Origin of the sequence: Vibrio sp. Vb1018, from assembly GCF_033338775.1 — a bacterium.
Classification (GTDB): Bacteria; Pseudomonadota; Gammaproteobacteria; order Enterobacterales; family Vibrionaceae; genus Vibrio; species Vibrio alginolyticus.
In genome coordinates, this window is the sequence record NZ_JAWOTI010000013.1 from 1 (window position 1) to 26,338 (window position 26,338).

Annotated in this window: 24 protein-coding genes and 1 pseudogene; 9 read left to right on the forward strand and 16 right to left on the reverse strand. The window is 40.6% G+C overall.

The genetic code is table 11. The features are described 5' to 3' along the window. Positions 1-212 precede the first annotated feature (212 nt). From R7Z10_RS14370 to R7Z10_RS14400, 7 genes are read right to left on the reverse strand one after another with little or no spacing between them, the layout of a single operon-like run. Entirely contained in the window at positions 213-1,751 is a 1,539-nt protein-coding gene (locus tag R7Z10_RS14370; protein ID WP_318105123.1) for a GTPase, read from the reverse strand. Then, positions 1,751-3,457 carry a GTPase gene (locus R7Z10_RS14375; RefSeq protein WP_318105125.1) on the reverse strand — a complete coding sequence of 569 codons (1,707 nt, stop codon included), beginning with the start codon at positions 3,455-3,457 and terminating at the stop codon, positions 1,751-1,753. The genes R7Z10_RS14370 and R7Z10_RS14375 overlap by 1 nt, the downstream gene beginning before the upstream one ends. Then, positions 3,450-3,911: a hypothetical protein gene (locus R7Z10_RS14380; protein ID WP_318105127.1), complete on the reverse strand. Its 462-nt coding sequence runs from the start codon at positions 3,909-3,911 to the stop codon at positions 3,450-3,452. The genes R7Z10_RS14375 and R7Z10_RS14380 overlap by 8 nt, the downstream gene beginning before the upstream one ends. Positions 3,912-3,915: 4 nt before the next feature. Then, positions 3,916-4,737 (reverse strand): GTPase, encoded by an 822-nt coding sequence (locus R7Z10_RS14385; RefSeq protein ID WP_318105129.1) that lies wholly within the window; start codon positions 4,735-4,737, stop codon positions 3,916-3,918. A gap of 2 nt (positions 4,738-4,739) precedes the next feature. Then, positions 4,740-5,024, reverse strand: coding sequence for a YkgJ family cysteine cluster protein (locus tag R7Z10_RS14390; RefSeq protein ID WP_318105131.1), 285 nt, complete (start codon positions 5,022-5,024; stop codon positions 4,740-4,742). Then, the gene (locus R7Z10_RS14395) at positions 5,021-5,419 is read right to left on the reverse strand and encodes a TerB family tellurite resistance protein (protein ID WP_318105134.1); all 399 of its coding nucleotides are present in this window, start codon (positions 5,417-5,419) and stop codon (positions 5,021-5,023) included. The genes R7Z10_RS14390 and R7Z10_RS14395 overlap by 4 nt, the downstream gene beginning before the upstream one ends. Before the next feature lie 21 nt (positions 5,420-5,440). After that, positions 5,441-6,394, reverse strand: a complete 954-nt coding sequence (locus R7Z10_RS14400) for a WYL domain-containing protein (protein WP_318105136.1) — start codon at positions 6,392-6,394, stop codon at positions 5,441-5,443. A gap of 608 nt (positions 6,395-7,002) precedes the next feature. On the opposite strand from R7Z10_RS14400, the pseudogene R7Z10_RS14405 reads away from it, so the two are divergent. Continuing rightward, a pseudogene (locus tag R7Z10_RS14405) lies at positions 7,003-7,263 on the forward strand (carboxypeptidase M32); the annotation flags it as partial. 70 nt (positions 7,264-7,333) lie between these two features. Here the strand turns inward: R7Z10_RS14405 and R7Z10_RS14410 are convergent. From R7Z10_RS14410 to R7Z10_RS14420, 3 genes are all read right to left on the reverse strand, one after another. Continuing rightward, positions 7,334-8,284 carry an LpxL/LpxP family Kdo(2)-lipid IV(A) lauroyl/palmitoleoyl acyltransferase gene (locus tag R7Z10_RS14410; protein ID WP_064369089.1) on the reverse strand — a complete coding sequence of 317 codons (951 nt, stop codon included), beginning with the start codon at positions 8,282-8,284 and terminating at the stop codon, positions 7,334-7,336. A gap of 420 nt (positions 8,285-8,704) precedes the next feature. Next, positions 8,705-9,061: a multidrug efflux SMR transporter gene (locus R7Z10_RS14415; protein WP_033905208.1), complete on the reverse strand. Its 357-nt coding sequence runs from the start codon at positions 9,059-9,061 to the stop codon at positions 8,705-8,707. Positions 9,062-9,163: 102 nt separating this feature from the next. Next, on the reverse strand, positions 9,164-9,550 hold the full coding sequence (locus tag R7Z10_RS14420; RefSeq protein ID WP_042522536.1) for a DUF6559 family protein: 387 nt from the start codon (positions 9,548-9,550) through the stop codon (positions 9,164-9,166). A 340-nt stretch (positions 9,551-9,890) separates the two neighbouring features. On the opposite strand from R7Z10_RS14420, the gene metA reads away from it, so the two are divergent. The 7 genes from metA to R7Z10_RS14455 all read left to right on the forward strand — a co-directional run bounded on the left by metA (position 9,891) and on the right by R7Z10_RS14455 (position 20,002). Continuing rightward, positions 9,891-10,832, forward strand: coding sequence for a homoserine O-succinyltransferase (gene metA, locus R7Z10_RS14425; protein WP_005377792.1), 942 nt, complete (start codon positions 9,891-9,893; stop codon positions 10,830-10,832). A 179-nt stretch (positions 10,833-11,011) separates the two neighbouring features. Next, positions 11,012-11,737: a type IV pilus biogenesis/stability protein PilW gene (pilW, locus tag R7Z10_RS14430; RefSeq protein ID WP_017820928.1), complete on the forward strand. Its 726-nt coding sequence runs from the start codon at positions 11,012-11,014 to the stop codon at positions 11,735-11,737. A gap of 267 nt (positions 11,738-12,004) precedes the next feature. Continuing rightward, positions 12,005-12,934, forward strand: coding sequence for a phosphate/phosphite/phosphonate ABC transporter substrate-binding protein (locus tag R7Z10_RS14435; RefSeq protein ID WP_205460932.1), 930 nt, complete (start codon positions 12,005-12,007; stop codon positions 12,932-12,934). Then, entirely contained in the window at positions 12,934-15,090 is a 2,157-nt protein-coding gene (locus R7Z10_RS14440) for a GGDEF domain-containing phosphodiesterase (RefSeq protein ID WP_025766724.1), read from the forward strand. The genes R7Z10_RS14435 and R7Z10_RS14440 overlap by 1 nt, the downstream gene beginning before the upstream one ends. Positions 15,091-15,246: 156 nt before the next feature. Continuing rightward, a complete protein-coding gene (locus tag R7Z10_RS14445) occupies positions 15,247-18,423 on the forward strand; it encodes a response regulator (protein ID WP_080773706.1) in 3,177 nt (1,058 codons plus the stop codon). Between the two features lie 9 nt (positions 18,424-18,432). Beyond that, complete coding sequence (locus R7Z10_RS14450) at positions 18,433-18,909, forward strand: hypothetical protein (RefSeq protein WP_017633987.1); 477 nt, start codon at positions 18,433-18,435, stop codon at positions 18,907-18,909. 1 nt (position 18,910) lies between these two features. After that, on the forward strand, positions 18,911-20,002 hold the full coding sequence (locus R7Z10_RS14455; RefSeq protein WP_047100672.1) for a hypothetical protein: 1,092 nt from the start codon (positions 18,911-18,913) through the stop codon (positions 20,000-20,002). A gap of 150 nt (positions 20,003-20,152) precedes the next feature. Here R7Z10_RS14455 and R7Z10_RS14460 read toward each other — a convergent pair whose 3' ends face one another. The 4 genes from R7Z10_RS14460 to R7Z10_RS14475 all read right to left on the reverse strand — a co-directional run bounded on the left by R7Z10_RS14460 (position 20,153) and on the right by R7Z10_RS14475 (position 22,082). Continuing rightward, positions 20,153-20,464 carry a hypothetical protein gene (locus R7Z10_RS14460; RefSeq protein ID WP_005377799.1) on the reverse strand — a complete coding sequence of 104 codons (312 nt, stop codon included), beginning with the start codon at positions 20,462-20,464 and terminating at the stop codon, positions 20,153-20,155. A gap of 204 nt (positions 20,465-20,668) precedes the next feature. After that, on the reverse strand, positions 20,669-21,103 hold the full coding sequence (locus R7Z10_RS14465) for a DUF962 domain-containing protein (protein ID WP_005377800.1): 435 nt from the start codon (positions 21,101-21,103) through the stop codon (positions 20,669-20,671). A gap of 119 nt (positions 21,104-21,222) precedes the next feature. Then, the gene (locus R7Z10_RS14470) at positions 21,223-21,576 is read right to left on the reverse strand and encodes an MmcQ/YjbR family DNA-binding protein (protein WP_017633985.1); all 354 of its coding nucleotides are present in this window, start codon (positions 21,574-21,576) and stop codon (positions 21,223-21,225) included. Positions 21,577-21,599: 23 nt separating this feature from the next. Beyond that, positions 21,600-22,082 carry a MarR family winged helix-turn-helix transcriptional regulator gene (locus tag R7Z10_RS14475; protein ID WP_017633984.1) on the reverse strand — a complete coding sequence of 161 codons (483 nt, stop codon included), beginning with the start codon at positions 22,080-22,082 and terminating at the stop codon, positions 21,600-21,602. Between the two features lie 110 nt (positions 22,083-22,192). Between R7Z10_RS14475 and R7Z10_RS14480 the strand changes: the two genes are divergently transcribed. Then, positions 22,193-23,080, forward strand: coding sequence for a DMT family transporter (locus R7Z10_RS14480; protein ID WP_017820923.1), 888 nt, complete (start codon positions 22,193-22,195; stop codon positions 23,078-23,080). A 132-nt stretch (positions 23,081-23,212) separates the two neighbouring features. Here the strand turns inward: R7Z10_RS14480 and R7Z10_RS14485 are convergent, their stop codons facing one another. Both R7Z10_RS14485 and gabT read right to left on the reverse strand, forming a co-directional pair. After that, on the reverse strand, positions 23,213-24,709 hold the full coding sequence (locus R7Z10_RS14485) for an EAL domain-containing protein (RefSeq protein WP_031777195.1): 1,497 nt from the start codon (positions 24,707-24,709) through the stop codon (positions 23,213-23,215). Between the two features lie 345 nt (positions 24,710-25,054). After that, the gene (gabT, locus tag R7Z10_RS14490; protein WP_318105140.1) at positions 25,055-26,326 is read right to left on the reverse strand and encodes a 4-aminobutyrate--2-oxoglutarate transaminase; all 1,272 of its coding nucleotides are present in this window, start codon (positions 26,324-26,326) and stop codon (positions 25,055-25,057) included. Positions 26,327-26,338: the final 12 nt, after the last annotated feature.

Here is a 26,338-nt window from a genome sequence, read left to right on the forward strand (position 1 = left end):
AGAATCTAGCCCAGATATAATCTGACAGGCACCGAGTCAAAAATGGGTAACTGTCAGATCAGGTCTGAATTAGTACACCTTATTATTATGTTCGAAGATAGACTTACTGATTATGTGTACCCAAGACCGTTACACAGAATTATACTCAGTTTCATATTAATGACACTTTACATATTCTATTGTCAGTAACTAAAAAGTTAAATGCTCACAAATCAGATTGTAACTGAGTCTAACTCAAGTATATGTTGCTTAATAAGTTGCTTATCCCTCCCCATTAAGTCCATTTCTTCTGATAGAACAGATATTTTGCTATTCAACGATGAAATCTGAGCACTCAATACAGTATCTACTATTTCCGTCACAGATGTAGATAGTTCCTGAACAACAGTACCACAAATTTGATCAACAGCTTGATATAGCTCCACAGCTTGCTGCCGTTGGGCCTGATTCTGTTTCTCTTGTTCATCATGAGCACGGTAGGTATCCCAAAGAAAAGAGACAACTTGAACGGCTATAGCTCCTTTACCTGCCCATTTACCCAAAGTTTTTTCCCAACGCCCCTTGAGACCAGGAATCTTAAACTTTCTACCTAATAACAATAAGTCTTTTATATTCGTCTCGTCTCCAATCACCTGACGCGCTTGAGTGATTATAGAATCAAAAGCAGCGTTTGAGTTATCATGATTCTCTTTCTCAAAATGGTAAGTTACATCGGCTGAAAGTTGACCATTGATATCACCAAGTTTATTCGCTAACCAGTTCTCAACATCAGTGTAGAGCGGAGTAAGCAATCGCTGGAGTTCACTATCAAGCTCAATCTGATCATCGCAACGCTGAAGAATTGAGCTAACATCTGGCTTCAACATTTTAACTTGATTTGAAATATAATTTCGAGCCATTACCTCAGTACTGCTTTTGGTTGACGTTAACATTTGTAAATCGTCACTAAATACTTTTAACCGTTCATTGCCATCACTCGTGTTCGTTGCCTCTAGCAGGGCTACAACTGGCTCGTACCATAGATGTTTTACTAAAGATTTAACATCATCGAGAAAGTTTATTTCTGAATCATAATCAGATAACCAAGTTCTAAACGCTTTTATAAAATCATAGTAACCCGAATGTTCAATTAACTTTTCATTTTTTGATAGTCGTCCTTTGAGAGCTGATTTAACATTCATTGGATATACATGAATTTTACTTACATCATCTAAACTAACACCATAACTAACTGAAAGTTCGCTCAAAATTTGTATAATTTTTCTGTGAGCGTTAGCTTTGTCTTCCAAATTAGTGAGCTGATGATTTAAAACAATAAATATATGCTTATTTTGATTAAGTAATTCGAACAAGCGCTGATATAGATCTTTAGAATCTAGATCTCCTTCTCTAATTACAAAAAGCATGACACTCGTACGTTTAATTTGCTCAGCTGTCGTTTCTTCATGCTCAATAGGAGCATTGACTCCTGGGGTATCAATAAGTCTAAAACCATCCCAATTATAACTATCAACAGAGTCAGTAGTAGGAATGTCATCTACGTTAGCTTTTTCAACTCCCAGTAATGTATTGATCAAAGTACTTTTTCCAGCATTGTAAGCTCCAAATAACATAATCTGCGGAGCTTGTTCTTGGATTCTACTTTGAATTTCTTTATTCACATCATAAATCTCACTTTCTAAACGATAACGTGAAAGAATAGGTCTAGATGATTGAATATTATCATTGATGAGGTTAATCGCATTACTCATTACTTACCCTTAATTTCATTTACTTCGGAATCAAATCTATCAATGTCATTTTTTACATTGTTCGCCAGACTCCGAATTTCAGATATAGAGCTATTCACGTCTTCAAATGCCATTGAAATATCGCTTGGTAGTATTTTTTCTATTGTTTTAGTAATCTTAACGATCATTTTATCAGTTGACACACCTACCTTTTCTTTTATGGTTTCAGTTTCAACAAAATACTCTCCTGCTGAATCACCTGCATATCCTCCAACTAAACCTCCGATTACACCACCAATCGCAGTTCCAACTCCAGGCATAATTAGCGAACCAATATAAGCGCCACCCGCTGCACCACTAATGCCTCCCGCACTAGAAACGAGACTCTTTTTAACGCTTCCCTTGGTTTGGACAATATCTATCGTCACATCTTCGAACTCTCCAATTGAGTTCCCCGAAAGTTTGCTAGTATTTTTCCTAATCTTACTTACATATTGGGATAACGATTGTTCTAGTGCTTGATTAACTTGAAACTCAATCACTGAGTTAATATCATTGCTAATCGCTGATTTATTATTGGTTGCTACGTGTTTTTCCACGATTAATGGAACTTCACATATCACATTACTTACAATTGTCGCGGTCATACTTTCCTGTTTACTCTTCAAGGAAGATATGGCTTTATTAGTTTGTTGAATTAGATCGTCGATAATAGGAACAACGTTTTCGTTAAGAGGACCCAATACAGAATGTTCTAAAAAGTTTACCACCTGCTTATTGGCCTTGTTAACTTTGTAATCTTTTGCTTCTTCTACTATTTCAACCAACCTCACTAACAACTTTTCTAATCCAGATTCTTTCATTGCATTATCAATATCACGATACTTTTCGTATGCATGAACAGAAATAGAAATTGGCTGACTTACTTCCACTTTCAAATTAAGATCATTTACCCTCTGAAAAACATCATTCTCTTGAGCCTTTCTTCGTGATTTAGACTTATTTTTAAGAATGCCTATTATATCGTCAATTTCTTCACAATAATCTTCTTCAATCTCATCGGATCTAGTGAGAACTGGTTGTAATGGTTTTAACTTTTCTAACTCTACTCGCAACTCTTCAAGCTCTTGAACTTGCCCTGGTGAACTAGAAGGAGAGAGCCATAAAACTGCATCAGCGCTATCAGTAAACCTTCGTGTAAGATCTCCATTTTCATCAACGACTGAATGTAACCCAGGAGAGTCGAGTAGTACTAAATTATTGCCAAGCTCTACACCTTGAATCTGAGCAGTGGTTTCAGTAACACCCTCAGAAAACTCACCTTCAAAATAATTAACACTTCCATTTTTAAATACAAAATATTTAATCTGGTCGTTAGAAAACTGCTTTGCTAAAAAGTTACAGAATGAGCTTTTACCAGCATTTACCTTTCCATACACCAACAAAATAATACGGTCAGTATATTCATCAGATAAGGCTTTCATTGGGAGAGATTCTTCAAGCTTGATATCCCAAGATCTGATGCTTGATTCAACAGAATTTTTAAGATCTTCAGCTAATCTATATAATAAACTCTTGTTGTTAATGTTTTTATATTTTGCATTTAGAACCTTGCTCAGATTTTTTTGCAGTTCAGATTTATACTGAATTAATAAATCTTCTTTATCAGATATATCACTATAATCTGATTCAAATCTATCTAAAGCGACAAATAGAGAATCACTCAAAATCTAATTCTCCCTTATCAAGCGCAGAATCAAATTTTTCTAATTTAATCAATTGATTTTTTAAATTTTCAATTTCAAACTGTTTATCTTTTGCAGTTTTGGAGGAAACAAAAGCAGATTTCGCCGTATGTAACAGTTCATCTTGACTCTCAATTGCTATTGAAGCCAGTTTGCTTGCAGATATCCCATTAACACGATGAGCTTCTATGATTTGAGCAGCTTTTCTGACAGCAAAATCTTTTTGATTTTTTTTCTTTTGTTGCTGCTTTCTAAGTGCTTCTTCTACTTTGGCACGCTCAAGCTTTTCTTTAGCCTCTTGGTCTAGGCGTTCTTTCTCACTTCTCGCTGCTCTCCTAGCTTCTCTCTCTCTTTCTTCACTATCATCCGACACAGCAGCAACTACTGCCGTAGCTGCCGCAGCCACTATACCACCAATAATCCATGGAATTGCCATATTTCTATCCTCTTAATGATACTTCTGTAGCGAACTTTCTGATATCTTTTTCGAAATTAGTAATATTTTTATTGTAGATATACTTTGCCTGATTTAATTCATCTTGGATTTGTTTTTTCTTTGTATCAATTTCCAAACTTAGCTTTCTTTTTAGTCTTTCTATTTCCTTAACTCTTAAGGTATTTATATTTTCTTTAATTTCGCTTATCAGACAAAAAAGTTGATCCATTCCGCTTCTTTCACAAAAGATTAATTTATTTTCTTTGATGCCTTTTAAATGACGTGCAGCAGATACAGCTATCATAGCTAGATCTTTAAGTTCAATTGACTTTAGGAGCTGGTTTTCTATTTTGTTGCGAATCTGATTTAAATCATCGGCAGACTTCTGATCTACTTGAGTAAGGACAATACACATTTTCTGTCTATAATTTTTATCTTGCTTTGCCAACTGATTAAAAATTTGTAGTTCCTTTTTATCTAGTTCACCAGCAGTGACCTGATGTACTAGAAAAATATAATCAGCCACATCAAAAGCTCCTTTCATTGCTGCTTTATCATCATTTTGATGCACATCTGCATCTAATCCAGGGGTATCAATCCATATCACACCATTATGTTCAAACTCGCTATTTTTAACAGTCTCTCTTTTATCCGCGGCTTTAAAAACTTCGTGACCAATTATGGCATTCAAAAGAGTGCTCTTTCCGTGGTTATACTTACCGAATACTGCTATTCTCGGTGTATTAGATGATTGCTTGATAAATCTCAATCTTTTAATGTTTCTTTCCGATTCAGGAACCAACTGAATTAGTGTATTAATATCCATACTTATAAATTCACTCTGTAATAAACGTCTAATTTGTTTTCTTCTTGAAGCTGATTACAAACCTCTGCATTTTTCTTATAATATTCTTTTAAAGTAATCACCTTTGAAAATAATTCTTTATATCCTTCATCAATCCTACAATAAATGGGTCTTTGCTCATAAATAGAACAACCTTCACTTTCAACATAAAATTTACATACACCGTCACCAGAGTGGTACTCGTGTAGTGCTATAACGCTCTTTATATTTTTGCAACATAGACCACATTTTGTGCAAGGATAACTCATAAGTGGATCAATGCCTCCCCTTGTACGAATAAAGACAATATGCTTTTAGCCCATTCACGATATACGATTGCTAAGTTTGGGTTTAACTCGAAGTGCTCAATCATTTGATCTATTAATGATTGTTCTTCAACTGATAGTATATTGTCAGCATAAATTAGTGCCATAATTTCTAACAAGGCGATTTTACGATTACCGTCAGACTCGAAGCAGTTCAAGGTTTCTCCAAGATCAAAGCTAGTAACATCATAAGATACATCATCCATCTGCATCTCCATACAATACTTGGTAATTACAAGATCTTCTTCTTTCGAAACCTGATTATCTGCATGCGCAACATGATGTGCGAGCCTTAAAAAGGCCTCTTTTTCTTTTAAACTTAATCTATTCAAAAACATTATCTTATCCCTTTACTCTGTTTACGGTGTTTTTACAATATTACTTACTCGACTACCAAATCCCCTTAGCCACATTTGCAACTGTAAAGAGTCAATAACGGTAGCGGTTATTTCAAAACAATCTTCTCGCTCTGTAATACACTGATCTTTTGATAAAGGCGTTTCTAATAAGTGATATCCTGCATCTTTATCTATACGGAAATTTATCTGAATTTTCTTACCCTCACCAAAACCAAAACGCCCATCAGCATCATATTGACTTAGTTTAAAGTCCTTTGGTCGATCAAAGGTGAAGGTTGATATAGAAGCTCTTTGTATTCGATGTAATGCCAAGCTACGCTCGTTGTCATATCCATCAAATCGGCAAACCAGATAAAGCCTTGGCCCCTGTTGAGCAAGACCAAGTGGCATGACCATAGCTGAACGCTGCTCCTGTTTAGCATTATGATATTTCAAATGTAGCAGTCGGTCTTGATACAACGCTTCACTGACATTTTTAAATACTTCTGAATCGATCTTCGGAGGTAACAGTGGCTGTGTTTCACTTACCACTCTGACCTTTTTCAACCAATCTCGCTCTTTATTGTGAGATCCAGAGGGATGGAGGTTGTACTTTGCTTCCTGGAAGAAGCCATTTAACGACGATACGACATTTGCAGGTAATAAATTGGATAGATAATCTTCAGATAAACTAAGTAACAATGATTCTTGCGGAGTTAAGCGGGGAAGTGAGAAACCGTTGCTCTCTTTCTTCCAAGAGTAACCATAAGGTTTAGTTCGTTCATCTCTGATAATATCAAAATGGTCACACAACATTTCTAAATTGCGTTGGATACTTCTGATATCTCTTTCAATCCCTACATTATAAAGTTGCTCATGAAGTTCACTCGCAGTCACCTGACGTGACTTAGGTATACGCTTTAGCAACTCAAATGCCAAAGCAAGTGTTTCCTGGGTACTTGCGCGTCTAGCCATGTGTATTTAACGATTCTTGAGTTAGTTATAATTTTTTATAGATCTGCATCTAGAGCAGAAGATTACAAATTTGTGTCTACGACTAAACCCATGCTCACATCACAGGCACATTTAGTAATACGGAGAGGCATTCACAACCATTCCATCATCAGCCTCTACATGCCATACTACCTAAGACAGTCATATGCATCAATTAGAATCATGATCACTTAACATTATGTTTTTTAATTATTTGATCTTAGCATAATGGAGACTGCGGCATTTTGTGTCGCATGATTATCGATGTAATAGGAATAAGGTTTAGTGGACTGGTAGCTGTAGCTTAGGAATCGATTTCAATTTATCATTAAATTCATAAATTATATTGTCTACCTTCGTTTCAGCCCCAAGGCTGAAACATTTCTACCAAGAAATGTACTAGCAAGTTAACTGCTTTAGGGCGATAGGTTAAATTTTTTGAGTATTTTTAACATATGATTCTATATATGTTAATTGAGACAACCTATTTAGAGTCGTGGGCAAAATGCATATCCTTATACCTACCGCATATAGAACTCCTTATCAATATATGATAAAACCCTCTAAAATCAAGTATCAGTATTCGCCAGACAGACGGAAGTTTTGGCTATTTCCCGTCCTACACGCTCGGTGCGATGTACGCTGCACAATTTATGGCAGCGATGAAACAAACCGTCGATGTAGATGCGGTTATTCGTTCTGGCGACTTAGCTCCGATATTCAATTGGCTCTCGGAAAACATCTGGAGTAAAGGTAGCTTATTCACCACTGATGAGTTGGTAAAACAAGCCACGGGTGAAACACTGAATGCTAAACACTTTCAAGCTCACCTAAAAGATCGCTACTTATAAAGCGAAAAGAATAGAAAGTAAAAGCCCAAGGTTCGTACGTTCCTTGGGCTTTTTTTAGGCTCTCTATGTGTTATGCCAAGCTAGGGATGAGCCTAGGCTTGTACAAACAGTCCTCACCCTCTGGTCTAGTTTTAAACCGACGATGAAGCCACATATACTGGCTCGGACTTGCCATGATTGATGTTTCAACTATTTGATTCACGAATGCGGCGGCGCGTTGATGATCCTCTTTCGGGAAACCTTCGACGGGCGCACTAATGGTTAGGGTATAGTGTCCGTCTTTTCCTCTTACCATCGTAAAAGGCACAATGGCGCAATCTGTAGAATCAACCAACAAACTTGTGCCTGTCGTAGTACAAGCATTTTTAACGGCAAATAACGGTGCAAATGTCGAGCGTCGGTTACCATAATCGTGGTCCGGTGCATACCAAACCCGCTCACCCGTTTTAAGTGCTTCAAGCATGGCTTTGACGTTTTTACGATCAATCAGTGTACGATTAGAGCGAGAGCGTCCCTTATACTGAAAATAATCAAAGCACGGATTATTGTTTGGGCGATAAACACCGGTTCCAGACTTTTTAATGCCAAAAGCTCGAGCACCTAACTCTAGATTCATTGAGTGTACGGCCAACATTAATGCACCTTTGCCTGACTTCTCTAAAGCCTCTAGATGCTCCATGCCTTTTATCGTGACGTGTTTGTTTACCCGTTTATCTGACCAAAACCATGCCATTGCGGTCTCAAAAAGTGCGATGCCAGTATTGTCGATGTTGTCTTTTAGAATTGCTTCGCGTTGGCATTCTTCCATATGAGGGAAGCAAAGCTCAAGATTGCGTCTGATCGTAACTTGACGTTTTCTCATGAGTCGCATAGCTAAACGACCAATGTTGCGTCCCAAAGCTAGTTGAACTTTAAAAGGAAGGAGGCTAAGTAAGTACATCACGCTAATGATAATTAACGTTCCCCAGTAACGAGGCAAAAGAAATTCGGCCTTGAATGCAGGCTTTTTGTATTTGTTCATGTAAGTATTGTCAGATGTGCCCATCTATAAGTGATAAAAACAATGATAATGGACTGCACTTTTATCATTGATAACGCTAATAACATAAATTAAAGCGCGCGGATTCTATGGTTCTTCGACACACTACACAATAAGAACTTTGCAGAAATATGTAGGGAATGAAAAAGCAGTAAAGATGAGTCGCCACGTTAACATCTATCGGAGTGATTTATCTACTGCCCTTTCCTAAAGTTTGAAGAAACATAACTTTGTATTTTCAATGCGCTAAATAATGCCTGTTTTTCAATCACATAATGCGACCGTGATGAATGCAACAATAAGACATCATATCAATACTCGCCATTAGCGATTGAATTTGCACTAAAAAGCCGCAGCAATTTCTCGCTGCGGCTTCTTATTCACTTAACAAGTAGAGTGGCGTTATTCGTACCCTACTGTTTTGGATAATAAATTTACGATCAACACACCAGCGATAATAAACCCAATACCAACTAGGGCTGGTAAGTCTAGACGCTGTCCGTAAACAAAGTAACCAACCGTCGCAACCAAAACGATCCCAGCACCACTCCATATGGCATAAACAACCCCGACAGGCATTGTTTGCACTGTGACGGAAAGCAAGAAGAAAGCGATGCCGTAACCAATCAAAACGACTGTGCTCGGCATTACTTTCGTAAATTGCTCTGTTTTGGGAATATAAGAAGTGGCAATCACTTCACATACAATCGCTATCGACAGCGCCAACATTGGTGGCATAGAGACAAGCATTTTGAACATAAGGCATTAACGCTCAACAGAAATGTAACCGACAACATGTCCGGATAATTAGGCCGCGCATTATACCCAACTCATCTCACGATGGAATACCACTAACGATGTTTACACACCATCACTTTCGCTTACTTTTTGATGACCAGGTGAAAGGCTGACGTTTTGGTGCTGACGAGAAATTTCAAAGTAGATATGCATATCAATCGGCTCAGGTGTATTGAGTAGCATCTTACCTACTTCACGTTGGAAATGACCATAATTACCTAGCTCATCCGTTAGTTCTAGGAGCTCGTAAGAGGCTTCATCGGCAAACATTCCATACGCATACTGATAATGACTCACATCCTTGCTCTTATCATAACCCAGCTTTTGAAGAACTTGATCAATCTCTTCCGGCGTATAAATGTCTTTATCACCAAACGAATGCAGTAGCACGCAAGGAACTTCTTGAGCGATGCTCTGAATCTTTGTCTTTCTCTTGAAAATACCGAACATAATGTCCTCCACTGACGATGTTTCCAAATATGCACATTAATGCAAAATGGTGAGCTGATTGTTTTTAGTATGGCTCATTAATTTGAGACTTCCTTACTACGAAGTCACCTTCACATATTAACGTGATCGCATAATTACCAGCAAATAGTACACACTGCGTTTCAAACCTATCTCATCAGAAACTCTGCTTTAGTCACAATTGTGTGACAACCCCGAGTACGGTTTACCATAATGTAAAGAGTAGATTGAAAAGTCGGATTTCGTATCGACATCTAAACTTAATTAAGTTAGCTTTAGAAGTATAGACGTCTAGATTGACTATACTTAGGGAGAGAAAGTCGTGCCAATTAGAATTCCAGATCAATTACCAGCTACCGATGTATTAAGGACAGAAAACATCTTCGTGATGAGTGAAACGCGTGCAGCGAGTCAGGAAATACGTCCTTTAAGAGTGCTGATCCTTAATCTGATGCCAAAAAAAATAGAGACTGAAACTCAGTTTCTGCGTCTACTCTCAAACAGCCCACTACAGGTTAACGTCGAATTACTGCGCATTGATAACCGCCCGAGTAAAAATACGCCAACTGAACATTTAGACACGTTTTATCGCCAATTTGAAATGGTGCGAGATAAAAACTTCGATGGCATGATCATTACTGGGGCTCCATTAGGTTTGGTGCAATTTGAAGATGTCATTTATTGGGATCATCTCAAAACCATCATGGAGTGGGCAAAAGATCATGTGACATCTACTCTTTATGTTTGCTGGGCTGCGCAAGCAGGGTTAAAGCTACTCTACGATCTACCTAAAAAAACGCGTAAAGAAAAACTTTCAGGCGTGTATCATCATCAAATCCATCATCAATTTCACCCTATCTTACGCGGATTTGATGACACGTTTTTGGCTCCTCACTCGCGTTACGCAGATTTTTCGCCTCACTTTCTAGAAGAGCATACTGACTTAGACATTTTAGCGACATCGGATGTCGCAGGTGTGTACTTAGCCACCACAAAAGACAAACGCAATGTCTTTGTCACAGGACACCCTGAGTATGATTCTCACACCTTACATAATGAATATATCCGAGATTTAAGCGAAGGTATGGAGCCCGCTATTCCTGTCAACTATTACCCAAACAACAACCCAGATAACCCACCAATTGCAAGCTGGAGAAGCCATGGACACCTCCTCTTTTTAAACTGGCTGAACTACTGTGTTTATCAGCAAACACCGTACGACCTCGATCACTTCAGTGAAGATGCTTTCACTAAAGACGATTAGCTTCAAAATAAGCAAACAAAGCACTCATCATTACCGAAATGTAATATGTGAACCAAGCCGCCATATGGCGGCTTTTTCATAACAGTTTGCAAACCTGATCGCATAGTGTTTTTTCCTCAATAGGCTTTTGCTAAGTAATTCATATCATGCAGAAAGATTCAGGGATGTAGGGATAAAGAATGAAAACAGCAAAGCTCGGTGCACTAATATTATTGTCTCAGTTTGCACTCGTGGGTTGCGTGACGGTGAAAGAAGATGGAAGCCCTGTCGTTAAAGCCGATCCTGTGGCAATGGCAGAATCACGTATCGCACTTGGCCTAGGTTATTTAGACGGCGGTAACATGATTCGCGCGCATGATAACTTACAACAAGCCTTAAACCACGCACCTCAATACTATCGCGCGCAATTATCTATGGCTCACTACTACGAAACGGTTGGTGAAGATATTAAGGCCGAACAGATGTATAAACGCTCTCTACGCCAACACACTAAAAACGGAAATGTGCTCAATAACTACGGTACTTTTCTTTGCAAGCGAGGTGACTTCGAAAAAGCCGATCAGATGTTTAATCGAGCCATTGAGCAGCCTTATTACTACCTTATTCCAGCGAGCTATGAGAATGCAGCTTTTTGTGCTCTAAAATCACAAGATAAAGACAAAGCGAGATACTACTTTACTAGAGCCATCGATCATGATCCCCATAGACCAAAATCGATTTTGCAACTCGCTAAAATAGAAATTGATAGCGGTGATTATACTGAAGCTAGAATTCGATTAATGAGATTCAATCAAATGTATGGCGTGAAGAAGCCCTCTTTGCAACTCATGATTCAACTTGAACGTGCAGCAGGCAATGAAGCTCTCGAGAAAAAGTATCAAAAACAATTGGAAAAATTTTCTTAGTACAAAATAGCGATACAGATGGCGCATTAGCTCACAGCCAATACAGCGCTTGACCAAGAATCCAGTGAATTCAGACTCACGGTGATACATTCATCCTGTACATAAACGTCAAATTCGGTACTATTTGAACGGAATAAGTGACCAAGTCACATTATAAAAAGTGCGCACACAACGAAATTTGTACATCATACTGTTTTTAAGATTGATTTCGGCACATTGATAAATACTAAATACTACTGACATGCACCAGAAGGAAGTTGAAGCCGGATGAAACCTGCCTGCACTCTGTTATTACTCACTTTGCTGAGTTCACCTTTTGTCGTCAGTGCACAAGAAAATATTGAGAAAACATTCACGTTTGGCATTGTGTCCAATAAAGCCCAAAGCAAAATCAAAAAAGCGACGCCCCTTACTCAGTATGTAACTGAAAATATGTCTGAATATGGTTACGCAAAAGGGGCAGTAAAGGTATTTAAAAATTATCGTCAGCTCGCGGTTGCGCTTGAAAATGGCACCGTTCAAATTGCAACGGCGACCCCCTTTAATGCGATGACCTTAGAAAAGGAGTCTAATAGCCAAGTTCTTGCTATACGATGGAAAAAAGGCCTGCAAAAATATCATACGGTGTTCTTTACTAATAAAGAGAGTGGCATTGAGTCATTTTCTGACCTGCGCGGAAAAACGCTTGTTTTCGAAAAGCGCACGTCTACCAGCAGCTATTACCTACCTGCGATTACATTGCTGAATCACGGAGAAAAACTGCAATACCTTCCCTCTCCTGATGACAAACCGGCCAAAGACAGTATTGGTTATTTATTCCTTGATGAGCAACTCGCTCAGTCAAATGAAATCAACCTATCTGTATGGGTATATAAACAGAGAGTTGCAGCAGGAGCATTCAGTAACTTCAACTGGAACAATCCCAAAGATTTGCCAGAGAACATGAAAGACAAACTAGCGATTTTTTCTCGTTCTGTTGAAATACCCAGGGATTTGATTCTCGCTTCTCCAAGCATGAGCCTAGAGCAACAGCGTAAAATCACGTCAGTACTGCTTGATATGGATACAACTCACGAAGGCTCTCTCGCACTTAAAAAGTTTCAGAACACCAAAAAATTCAGCGCGCTTACTCCAGAAATGCGAGCCTCCTTAAGTACAGTGCGCAAGTCAGTTCACTTATTACCGAAGGTGGATTGATGTTTCAAAAGCTCTCACTCGAAACCAAATACATTTGCTCGACAATGTTCGTTGTCTTGTTTGTTGTGGTGATAAATCTTGCGTTATACATGCACGGTTACGATGCGTATTCAAATAGCTTAACTCAACAAATCACGAACAACTCTCAAGAAAAAACAGAATCTTACGTTAAGCAAAAAGGGTTGGTTTATGCAGAGCTATTATCAAAACAGCTTTTTGATCCACTCTATACAGACAATATCAGTCAAGCGTATGAGCAAATTAAGGCAACATTGAGCCAGCCAGATGTCTCGAAAATACATGTTGTTGACAATGAAGGGCTAATCTTTCACGACGGCACTACTCAGCTAAGGATGTTTGCCCAACCTCATTACCGCTCTCCTTTTATTTTGAAAGCAATAGAAGAATCCAGAACTCTCGTTTCCTTTTCCAAGCATCAGTTGGAGATCGCAGCGCCGATTCAGCAATCAAACATAACTCTTGGGGCGGTATATCTTGAGCTTAACTTGATACATCTACTGGAAGAGAAAGAACAGAACATTGAACAAGTCCAAGCGATTACCTCAAACGATAAACAGAAGATGTTTAACTTGCTGCTAACGATCAGTGGGATATCCGTTCTATTCGGTAGCATCATCGCTTATGCTTTGGGGCGGTCGTTAACTAAGCCACTCAAGCAACTAAAAGATCAATTTTCAGAGTCAAATACCCAAGCGCTGCCAGTCACCGACATACAAAGCAAAGATGAAGTGGGAGAACTTATTTCGGCGTACAACAAAATGTCAAACAAAGTGAACCGATACACCAGCCGAGTTGAGTTCATGGCGTACCACGATATTCTGACTTCCCTGCCAAACCGAGAAAAGTTACTCATTGATATTCAAACGCAAATAACTGACCACAAATCCCCCTCACTCGCGGTTGTGTTTATTGACTTGGATGACTTTAAGCACATTAACGATAACTATGGACATAACATTGGGGATAAATTGCTAGGCCATCTTGCCTCAGAGCTTCAAGGCCGTTTGCCGAGTTATTTTAAGCCGCTTTACCGCCTTTCTACCATCGTAAGTCGAGTAGGTGCGGATGAATTTGTACTGGCCTTTCCGTGCTCGGACAATCATGAAGCTAGAGAAAAAGCGAACGATATTCATCGCCAACTACTCTCTCCCTTTAGTTTGGAAGAGAACGATATTCAAATTACGGCAAGCCTCGGAATTGCTGTGTATCCAGAATTTGGTTCAAACGCTGAGTCTCTTTTACAGCTTTCCTCTCTTGCGGCGCAGGAATCTAAAAGACGCGGTAAAGACATTATGACGATATACGATTCCACGTTTGATGAAACGATTAAACAACGTTTATACATAGAACGAGAACTGCGTCGTTCAGTACGTGACTTGTCTCAATTCGAGCTGTGGTATCAACCACAATTTGATCTAAAAACCTATCGCCTAATTGGGGTCGAAGCATTGGTTAGGTGGAATCATCCCGAGAAAGGCTATATCAGTCCAGAATCGTTTATCCCGATCGCAGAGCAAAGTGATTTAATATTGGAGCTTGGAGAACATATCATTGAGACGGCAATTGCTCAGCGGGCAATGTGGGCAGAACATTTCGGTACGGATTTTCACATCGCATTAAACTTGTCCCCAAGACAAATCTATCGCCAAGATTTAAGTCAATTATTTTCTAAGTATTTACGACGACATGATGTCGCCCCTCAAACCATTCATGTTGAAGTGACAGAGTCACTTTTTATTGATGATACAGAGAAAGCTCAATATGTGCTTAAAAAACTACAAAGTATCGGAGTGGAAGTTTGGCTAGATGACTTTGGTACGGGGTATTCAGCCCTTGCCTACCTACAACATATGGCTTTTGACGGGCTCAAGATTGATCGTTCATTTATCGCTCAAATCCGAAAAAGCGATCAAGACGATTCATTAGTTCGCGCGATTGTATCCATGGCTCACAACCTAAGAATGAAAGTAGTAGCCGAAGGCGTAGAAACTCAAACTCAACTCACACGAATGGAGTCTCTCCACTGTGACGTCGTACAAGGTTTTTTCTTAGGTAGACCTGTACCTGCCGAGGAATTGATTGCATTTGAATACCAACGAGGGAGTGGCGCTCAAAGCGTCAATCACTTTGCTTAGAACGCCGTTTTGTTAACTATTGCCGCTTAGCGCGTTAGTACTCGTAATGCAATATCGGTCACACTTCCCCCACCTCATTAATATGAATTTTCTCTTAAAATCTAACATCTGAGATAAATAAACTACACTTTTCATATCAACTTCTTGGATATGGAAATGCGCGTGGTAGGAATCTTTTCTTGGAACAACCTGTCGGTAAAACAAAAGCTATTTGGGTTGGTTTTGCTGCCAATTTTATTGTTGCTTGTCCTCGCGGGTAAACATGTACAAAGCCTTTCTATCCAGGCTCAGGAACTACAAAAAGCACAGTTATTCTCTGTCTACATAGACCGCGTATCTTCGCTTTATCACCTACCGAATAACCCTGATGTAATAGATAAGCAACTAAAAACTCAGCAGATATCTCAATTGTTACGCGACACTGCAGCACCAGTATTCGGTGAAAACGCTGAGATACTAAACCAGTTGACAAGCTTTGAGGAAGCAACCCTCTCGATGCTCTCTTCGCAAAATCAAGAAGAAAAGTTAGATGCGGCAGAGTGGCGCGCTGATACGTTCAAAGAAATCCTCATGAGCTTAGACAAAGTCTATTTTAGAAATGTGAGTTATGAAACAAACACTCACCTTTCTTCTTTGATGCAACTTGAATGGTTGATGTTTTGGTCCACTGAAGAGCATAGATTAAGCGAATATTTGATTCGATCTTCAGAGGAAAATAACGAGTATGACCTCACAACACAGGCTTCTATCCAATCTTTAATCCAGAACCAACAACTATTTCTAGAGCGTTTTGTGACGCTAAATGCCAATCAACAACAAGTAGATCTGCTCATTGAGACGTTTACGGGTGAAGTCTTTATCAAAAGCCAAGAGTTTCGTGCTTATTTATTGCAACCAGCTCAACTCAAATCATTAACCCCGGATGAGATTGATGCGGGGTTATCTGCACTCAACAAACGCTTATCGTTATTACAAAGTGTTGACGACAAAATGGAACAGCAGCTGAGTGATGATATATCAAAGACAATCAACACGACGACACAGCACCGCTTTACCTTTATCGCAATGATGAGCCTTTTAACGCTGTTGGTCGTAAGTTTAACGCTAAGATTGGTGCGAAAAGTTACTGGAAACTTGAATCTAGTCCTCAAATTTCTCAGTAACGAAAGCAATGAACAAAGTAACACTGAAAATTCACCTCTTGCTCAACTAATAAAGGGTAAAGACGAGCTGAGTAAGTTTGCTCGAGAGGTAAAAAAGCTTAGTGATGAGCGGATGTTGTCCAGACTAAAGCTCACACAAGCTAAAGAAGATGCAGAACAAGCAAAAGATGATGCAATTAAGGCGAGTAAAGCCAAAAGTAGCTTTTTGGCCAACATGTCCCACGAGATCCGCACGCCGCTAAATGGCGTTATTGGTATCTCTGAAGTCTTATCCGATACTTCCCTGACTGCCACACAACGCGATTACGTCGATACGATTGAAACCTCCTCCCAACTGCTTTTGAGTTTAATTAATGACGTTCTAGACTTCTCAAAAATTGAATCTGGGATGTTGCTCATTAGCCCACATTCAACTTGTGTTCGAGAGTCTATCTATGACATTGCTTCTATCATTTCACCGAAAGCAAAGGAAAAAGGCATCGATGTGCAAGTCAACATTAGCCGTAACACGCCTTACCACGTAATGTTGGATGACCATCGTATACGCCAAGTTGTCATGAACTTCATGTCTAACGCGGTAAAATTTACCGAACAAGGCAGTGTAGAGCTATCGGTCATCACCCGCGAAATAAAAAATGGTGAAGCGGTCATCGAGTTTTCCGTTAAAGATTCTGGGATTGGTATTGATGCCCAGCAGCAAAAGAAAATATTTGCTCCATTTGCCCAAGAGGATAACTCTACTACCCGACAATTTGGGGGAACTGGACTTGGGCTTGCCATTAGCACGCAATTAGTTGAGCTAATGGGTGGAGAAATTCAACTTGAATCCGAGAAAGGTAAAGGCAGTCGCTTCTTCTTTGAACTAACTGCTCCTGTTGTGACGCAAGAGTTTAACGCTTATCACGCTCTGAATCACAACGACATATGGATTGTATGCAGCAGTACTCAACTAGAACAAAAACTGCGTAACGAGTTAAGTTTTTTCAACATCAATATAACGCAGTCAGTAGATACCTTAAGTGCGTTGCCAACGTGGATTGATAACGAGCGCGTTATCGTTATTCATGTAGAAGGATCACCAAATGCAGCGGCGATGCATATCGATGAGATAGAAAGCCTTTGTAAACGAAACATTCGTGTCTGCCTCATCAAGCACCTTCATAGCCCACAATTCGACTTTAGAAGCAGTATCAGCGCCTTGGTCACTCAGCCACTACTAGGGCAGCGCTTAATTAAAGCACTTGAAAGTTGTGCGGCAAATTTCTCGCACGCACAACAAGAGAGCATTTCAGCGCAACATGTTAAATCTTTGCCGAAAATTTTGGTCGTTGATGACAATACGGTCAATCAAAAAATCGCGGGGCTACACGTCACAAAAGCTGGCTTCGACTTTGATGTCGCAGTAAACGGACAAGAAGCGGTTGAGAAATTTCAACAGAATCAATACAGCCTAATTTTAATGGACTGCATGATGCCCGTAATGGATGGATTTGAAGCCACCCAAATAATTCGTCAAATAGAAGTAAAAGAAAAACGCGCTTTCAGAATTCCGATTATTGCTCTAACGGCAAGTGTGGTCGATGACGATATACAAAAATGCTTTGACGTTGGAATGGATGACTATGTGCCCAAACCGTTTAAAGCAGGGTTGCTTAAAGAGAAGTTAGATAAGGCAATTGGGTTACGTGTTTCCAACACGACGCCTGCTGAACCACACCAAGAGAACACTACTCTCGATACAACTCATAAACTACCTGCGAGTTCAGAGCAACCAGAAGCAACGGTAACGCCTATTCGCTCCGAACGTATCTTGCTTGTCGAAGACAATAGAGTGAACCAGAAAGTGGCTTCTCTATTGCTATCTAAAGCAGGCTATCAATTCGAAGTCGCAGAAAACGGACAAATTGCAGTCGAAATGTTCCAAAAAGATGGAAAGTTTGATGTTATTTTGATGGATTGCATGATGCCCATAATGGATGGGTTTGAAGCTTCTAGGCAAATTAGAGCTTATGAAGCGAGTAAAGGATTAGCTAAGACGCCCATTATCGCATTAACAGCAAGCGTCGTTGATGATGATATTCAACGCTGCTTTGATTCAGGAATGGATGCCTACGTACCAAAGCCTGTGCGCAAAGAAAAACTGTTGTATCAAATTGAACAAGCAATGTAGGTGGATTCTATGAGTAGAAATCATTCTCGCGTTGCTTTTCCTTTGCGTTACATAAAACGCTATCTGTTTATTCTGATTGCCCTTCTTTCATTAAATTGCCAAGCTCTCGCTGCAGAGAGCTACGCCGTTTTCTCATTTAATGACGAATTCTCTCCGCTCACTGTCAATAAAGCGCGAAAGTTGTACAGAGGGAAGACGCAACTTTTACAAGGCCAGCGAATTGAACTCTCTGACTGGCCTGCGACATCAACAGAAAGAGCTGAGTTCTATCGTTATCTTCTCAACAAAAATTTAGCGCAAATGAACGCGCATTGGGCAAGCTTGTCTTTTTCAGGTAAAGCTAGACCGCCAAAAGTGATTGCACGCTCCAGCATTGATGACCTCATAGCATGGATGCAAGAGAAGCCCAATAGAATTGGTTATGCCCCAACATCGAGCGTCCCTAGTAATGCTCATGTTTTATGTGTGGTTAGCTCGGAGAATTGATATGAAAAAATATTTAACCATGTTATCGCTGAGTATCGCGACCTTTCCGAGCTCAGCCACGATTGAACTAACAGAACAACTTTCTTTAAGTGGTTTTGGCTCTACTTCGTGGGCAAAATCCGATAACCCAACTACGTTACTAGTTAACCGCTTTATTGGCGATGAATCTTGTTTCGATTGCGATACCACTTTCGGCATGCAGCTCGATTATTTTCACAAGGCATTTCGGGCATCCGCACAAGTCGTAAAGCGCCCGCAAGACCATTGGAGCTCGCCTCAGCTCGAGTGGGCGTATTTGGCTTATACCTATCAAAACATAGAAATACGAGGAGGACGCTTAAGACTGCCACTGTTTTTGATGTCTGAGTACAACTATGTCGGCCACGCTTTTACCCAAGCCCGCCCACCGAATGAGGTATATGACAGCATTCTAGGTATCACGGCTTATAACGGCCTATCTGCACGCTGGATTCATGACCTCAATGAGCAAGTCGTACTTACTGCCATGCCGTTTGTCGGGTTTAAAGACAATAGTGACGTAACCATCAATGAACGTACTGAATTGGAAATTGAGTCAAACAATACTGCAGGGATGAACTTAACGCTAAGCGGAGAGAGCTATCGTTGGAATTTTTCCTACCTCCACGGCGATTATGATCAAACAACGACGCTCTCTAACATTGAGCAGTCCACTCCCGGTGGCGGAACCACAATCATTGACCGTCTAGTTGAAACAGAAAAAAACAACACGATCGATCTGTTCTCTCTAGGGTTAAGATACGAGCTCGATAACATTGTGATTATGGTAGAAGGACAGACCAGCAATCTTTCCTCATCTTGGTACGCGACAACAAGTTATAATGTAAACAAGCTGACTCCTTATATTGTTTACGGTCAGCAGTTTAATAGTCGGGATAAAAAAAGTGGAGACAGTTTCTTACTCGGATTGAGATACGACCTAGATTACAACGTTTCCCTAAACGCAGAATGGCAAAGGTTCAACGCCTACAATAATAGCTCTGGCGCGTTTTCATCAGCCCCAAAGGATGACAGTGCGAGCCTTTATACGCTAATGCTCAACTTCGTTTTTTAATGTTTCTTACAGTACCAACTTCCACAACACTGGGGGCTGTTTGTTGTATTAAGAAGGCTTTTTGCAACACGTAACTAAACGCTAAACAACTGGAAGGGATAGAATCGATCAGATAGGTAAGTGGCAATCCAAACAGAGACAAAGGTTACTCTATTTCGGTTTATTTTGATTGCCTTTTAACCGCTTTTCTTTGCGTCGCAGTGCCCGGAAAAACTTTGACTCTTCGTGGTACCAACCAAGGACACTAATTGGAAAGCCCACGAGCATCATAATAAAAACATCCGCTGGGAGTTGTTCCCAAATGTCGCTTAAAGAATGCAGCTCTCCAAAAATGAACAAACCGATGACTTTACCAAGCAGTAATGCACAACAAATCATAAAGAAGGACTTTAATATATAGTGCCATTTGCCTTTTTTACGCTCTTCTCTCCAATAGGCATATTTATATTGTCGATCGTACATTCATCCCCCCCTAAAGTAAACTTGCCGTAAGTTTAAGCATCTCGATAGCGTAAAGTGCGTTGGCACCTCTTTAATCATAGTGCGTATCTAAAGTGAATGCTTGTCGTGGCAATAAGAAGGAGAGGTATTCTGTAGTAAGAGCTACATAATCTCTGAACGTTATATGTCTTGTGTCATTCGGATGATGCCTGATTTTGCTTATCGCTAGTGTTTTCTGAACACCCAAATCGGGCCGATGAGTAGAAACTGTAAATCCTCAAAAAACGACGGTTTTTTACCTTCAATCTTGTGACCGATAAATTGCAATATCCACAATACACCAAACAAGAGCATAGAAATATGCAGAACGGGCAACATCAATACCTCTAGAGACCAAATAAGGCCAATGCACGCTAATGTGTAGCCGATCATCATCATGAATACGCTCAGAGACAAACGAAAATAGAAAACCCAAGTGGGGATCACCGCTACCCAAACCCAATTAAGTTCGAAGCCTAATAATGAAATCTGGGGAATCGACCAAATAAGTCCAACCACAGAAAGGTAAATACCTGGAACTGCGATTGTGTGAATCTTTTGGTTGATAGGGTTTTGGTGACTCTCACCATATTCTTTTAGCCATTCAGATAATGCTCGCATATCATTCCCCTTTTCCACCTTCTTATTCTTATATAGCCCGAGGATGAAAAAGGTGCGAATTTTTCCGTAAAGGCTACGAGCAACGAGCGACAAGACAACAGAGGCCAGTGCGTTGCCGATTACTCACCAAGCAACGCTCGTTGTGCTTTCGGCAGCTTGGCAACGACAAGAGCATAAGAGCGTTCACACAAATCTTGAATCAACCCATCCTCGACATCACCGTTAAAATAAACCGTTATCCAATGACGCTTATTTAAGTGATAACCCGGGATAATATCCGTAAACTGCGACGTTAAGACTTCTCCATCTTCTGGTTTTACTTTTACGCTGACATACTCCCGACCGTTTCTCTCTGCAATGATGGCAAACATCTTGCCTTTGATTTTGTATACAAGCGCTTCAGGCCCAAATGGGAAATCACTTTCTGCACACATGAAGGTACTTAAGTATTGTTCTAGTTCTTTGCTTTTCATATCCCCTACCTCCTTCTGCGTTCTCACTCAAATTGTGGCAATAGCAATTTTAACGCCTGGTTAACCTGCTCTTTTTCATTGCCTTCTAAACCATGCAATAACGATTGCTGAACGTCTACATGCTCCAAAATTAGCTTGTCAATTAAGGTTAAGCCTTGCTCTGTTAGTTCAACGGTGACGCTACGTCGGTCTTCTTTGCTATGGGTTCTGGTAATAAACCCTTTCTTCTCTAGTTTATCTAAGCGATTGGTCATCGCACCCGAAGTGAGCATCATTGACTCTATTAACGCTGAGGGAGTAAGACAATATGGTGAACCAGCTCGACGCAGTGTCGCTAACACATCAAATTCACCCATTTTCAGATCGTACTTCTTATGTAGCTCGGCGACCCTAGATTCCATGTGTTTTGCAATTCGCATTAGTCGACCCATTATTGCCATCGGTTCAGTGTCGAGGTCTGGCTTCTCCCTAGCCCACTGCTCTACCACTCTATCAATTGCATCCATTATTTCTCTCCAAACATCATATATTTTTTATTTTAACATAAAGATACTTTACAAAAAGCCACCTTGCCGATATCGTTACATTTAATTATCTCTACATAAAGATATTTAACATGAACATTTTACTTGCGATGATTCCTGCCTTTTTTTGGGGGACGACTTATGCTGTTACTCAGTTTACTCTACCGGACTGGCCTCCCGTTTTACTTGGTGCTCTAAGGGCACTGCCTGCGGGTCTTTTGTTGCTGGCAATAAAGCCCTCGTTTCCAAAAAGAAGTGAGTGGAAAGTGCTGCTTGTTTTAGGAACCATCAACATCGCTTGCTTCTTTGGTCTCATTTTTGTCATGGCGTTGACGCTTCCTTCTGCCATCTCTGGTGTTGGTATGGTTTCGGTCCCCGTTTTTGCGATGCTGTTTGGTTGGGCGGTCTACAAACGTCAGCCTAGTGGCATTCAAGCGATAAGCGGCGCAACTTTGATTGCTTTAGCTTGGTTCTTATTTGATCCTAGCTCTATTTCTCTCGAACCCGTGGGCTTACTTGCGATGATCTCCGCCATTATGTGCATCGTGATAGGAAGTAGCGTAACAAAGTCACTAGGTACAAAAATGCACTGGTGGACAGTGCTAACATGGCAGCTCATTTTGGGTGGCGTGATTATGTCTATCGCAACAAGTGTGCTGGCGATAAACAATCCAGAGCCATATGTTACGGTCGTTCAGGACGTATCCATGACGAATATTCTAGGGTTACTGTGGGTAGTTATTCTGAACACCGCATTAGGGTATGGCATGTATGTATGGTTATTACAGCGGATGTCGGTCGTAGATTTTACCTTTGGTGGTATTGCAAACCCAGTCGCAGGCATTGTTTCGGGCCTACTGCTATTGGGGGAAACGTTCACTCCTCTGCAATACAGCTTAATGCTAGGAATGATCGTAATGTCATTACTACCTCAGCTCATTACGTCAATCAAAACGAAAAGAGCCGCACTCTCCTCCTAAGTAACGTTAATTCCTAACACTCTAGAAGTAATGAGAGTGTTAGGAATCCTCAAGTGTAACCCCATCAGCAGAAATCAGCGCTAACCTAGGCAACTGACACCTTTAAAACGGTACGTTTTGACATTATGGCTGTTAAGCGCTTGCAAGGTTAGTCAGGGGCTCTGGTTTAGCGTAAACATAACCTTGAATAAGGTAAATCGCATGCTGAGCCAGATATTCGACTTGAGCCTGGCTCTCTACACCTTCTGCAATCATCTCACATTCCGCTTTGTTCGCTGCAGACACAATTGAGTCCAGCACTTTCAACTTTTGATCGTCAGATCCTATTGGATCAATGAACATCTTATCCACTTTTACACACCGGATGCCCAAATCTTGTAGGTAAGAAAAGCCACCATATCCGGTACCAAAATCGTCAATTTTGAACTTGTAGCCTTTATTCGTTAAATACAAAATCTCTTTTTTCGCGGCCTCAGTGTCTTTTACTGGTATTCTCTCGGTCAACTCAAAATGAATTCTATTCGAGATTGGCCAATTTAACTCCGACAGCAACTTCGTTAATACGCCTGACTCTAAATGGGAGGAAACAATATTGATGCTGACCCACGTATGCTCGGGCAAGTCACTTAAGTCTTGTATGATTTTACGAATAAGCTGATTGGTCATCGGGATAATCAGGCCACTTTCTTCTGCAGCACCAATAAACATATTTGGTGGCACCATTCCATCACGTCGCGACCATCGAATCAGAGCTTCATATCCTACTGTCTTACCATCGCGACTATCGACAATCGCCTGGTAGTAAGGAATAAATTCTGTATTACTAATCCCATTTTCAATTAGACCTGTAATGGATTTTCTCAAGCTTTTACCAGATATGTATGCAAAGGCAGTCACAAGACCAGCAAGCACACTTACAAGACCGCCCCACAAAAGTACTCTTTCCTGAGCATAATTTTTAAGTTTTTCACCGCTGTATATCTTGATGAGCATGTTGGCTTGAGACTCTCCTGAAAAGAAAAACTCTTTTGACAGTGCGTTTTCTTCTCCTGCAATATTCGCTTTGCCACGGCTTATCGTTAAATCACCAAATATTGGTTCATCATACTTAAACTCTACAAATAGGCAGTCTTTGCAAGGCGTTTTTATTACCTCGTTAACCCAACTGTTATCAAGTACCCAGAAGACTTCAACGTGTTCATTATCATAAATGACCATCCACTCTATTTGGTCATTCTGTTGCGGCAAAATAAGTGATGCGAAAAAGTTTTCATCCATCTGAAATCGTTCACTACTAGATGGGCGAGACACTTCACTACCAACCGTGGAACACGTTTTTCCGCCTTCTGTGGTCATCGCAATAAAACGAATGTAACGGTTATAAAAACGTGGGTCGCGTAAAGTTCTTACATCACTATCACTACAAGTAAAATCTAACTGAGCAATCTGCTTCACTATTGCTCCGTCCAAATAGGCAGACCTTTGATTTAAATAATCTACGTAAGCATCTATTTTCGACGCTTTTACCGAGTTGACGTAAAAGTTGGTTATCGAATGAAAGGCCACTACAAATATGGCGATGGGAACTAAGCCGAGTAAAATGGCATACCTTGTATTCTTTGTTATCAAAGTTCGTCCTGCTAATCTGTCAAGCAACCTAAGTGGGATATGAATACTATCTCATTTTTATAGTCCAAAAAGTGAGGAATGACGCTCAATAAAATTATAGACTCAAGTGGCTTTCAGATGTCGGGATTTAGAATGTGAGCACCAAACCACATTCGAGGAGAACAAAGTAGCGACTAAGTGGAAAGTAAGAACGAGCCCAATTGTTAAGTCATCCGTAATAAAAGTGACGACTTGGAGCTTGAGCAATACTTTTTAGATAGGCAGCAGATACGCTAAAAAACAAAAAGGAAACGATTGATACCAACCGCTTCCTTGATTTGTTATTGCTATTTAAAAGCGCGTGAATTACGCCACTTCAAGAATCACTTTTTCCAACTTATCTAAACCTTCACTAAGCACTTCAGGCTCAATGGTTAGCGGCGGCAACAAGCGAATCACGTTCGCTTTTACCCCACAAGAAAGCAAAATCAGACCATTTTCTTGCGCTTTAGAAATCACCGCTTTGGTCATCTCTTGTAGCGGCTCACCCGTTTCAGGATCAGTAAATTCAATCGCCATCATCGCACCTGTAGTACGGATTTCACCGATAGCAGGCACTGACTGTTGCAGTTTTGTCATACGAGCATTGACCACTTCACCGATACCCATTGCTTTAGCACACAAGTCTTCTTCTTCGATAATTTTCAGTACTTCAAGACCAGCAACACAGCCAAGTGGCGAGCCCGCATAAGTGCCACCTAAACCACCAGGTAGTGCAGAATCCATCACATCCGCTTTCCCAACTACCGCTGAGATTGGGAAACCACCAGCAATGCCTTTCGCCATTGTCATTAGGTCAGGTTCAATGCCTAGGTATTCTGTTGCAAACATTTTACCGGTACGAGCAAAACCCGTTTGGATTTCATCGGCAATCAGCATAATACCGTGCTTATCACACAGCTGACGCAAGCCTTGTGCAAACGCTTCAGGTGCTTTGTAGAAGCCGCCCTCGCCTTGTACTGGCTCGAAGATGATCGCCGCAACGCGTGAAGGTTCAATATCGCACGCAAATAGGTCGTCGATCGCTTGTAAGCTTTGCTCAATGCTGATGCCGTGGAACGCATTTGGGTACGGCGCGTGGTAGATTTCATTCGGGAAAGGACCAAAACTTGCTTTGTACGGCGCTACTTTACCGGTTAACCCCATCGTCATATTTGTGCGACCGTGAAAGCCGCCTTTGAACGCTATCACGCCGCTACGACCAGTATGAGCGCGCGCTACTTTCACTGCGTTTTCGACCGCCTCGGCGCCAGTGGTTAGAAAGATCGCTTTCTTCTTAGTCTCACCCGGTGCAAGTTCTGTCAGCTTTTCAGCCAGCTCTACGAATGACGCGTATGGCGTAACCATCGCACACGTGTGTGAGAAATTGTCCAGCTGAGCTTTTACCGCTTCGCTAATGCGCTTGTGAGAATGCCCGGTGTTAGTTACCGCGATGCCCGCTGCAAAGTCGATGTATTTATTGCCTTCAATATCCCATACGTAAGCGTTTTCTGCTTTCTCGACGTAAAGTGGGTACAGTGCGCCCATACCTTGAGCGATAACTTGGCTTCTTCTTTCGTGTAGTTGTTGGTTTGTCATTGTTTTGTCCTT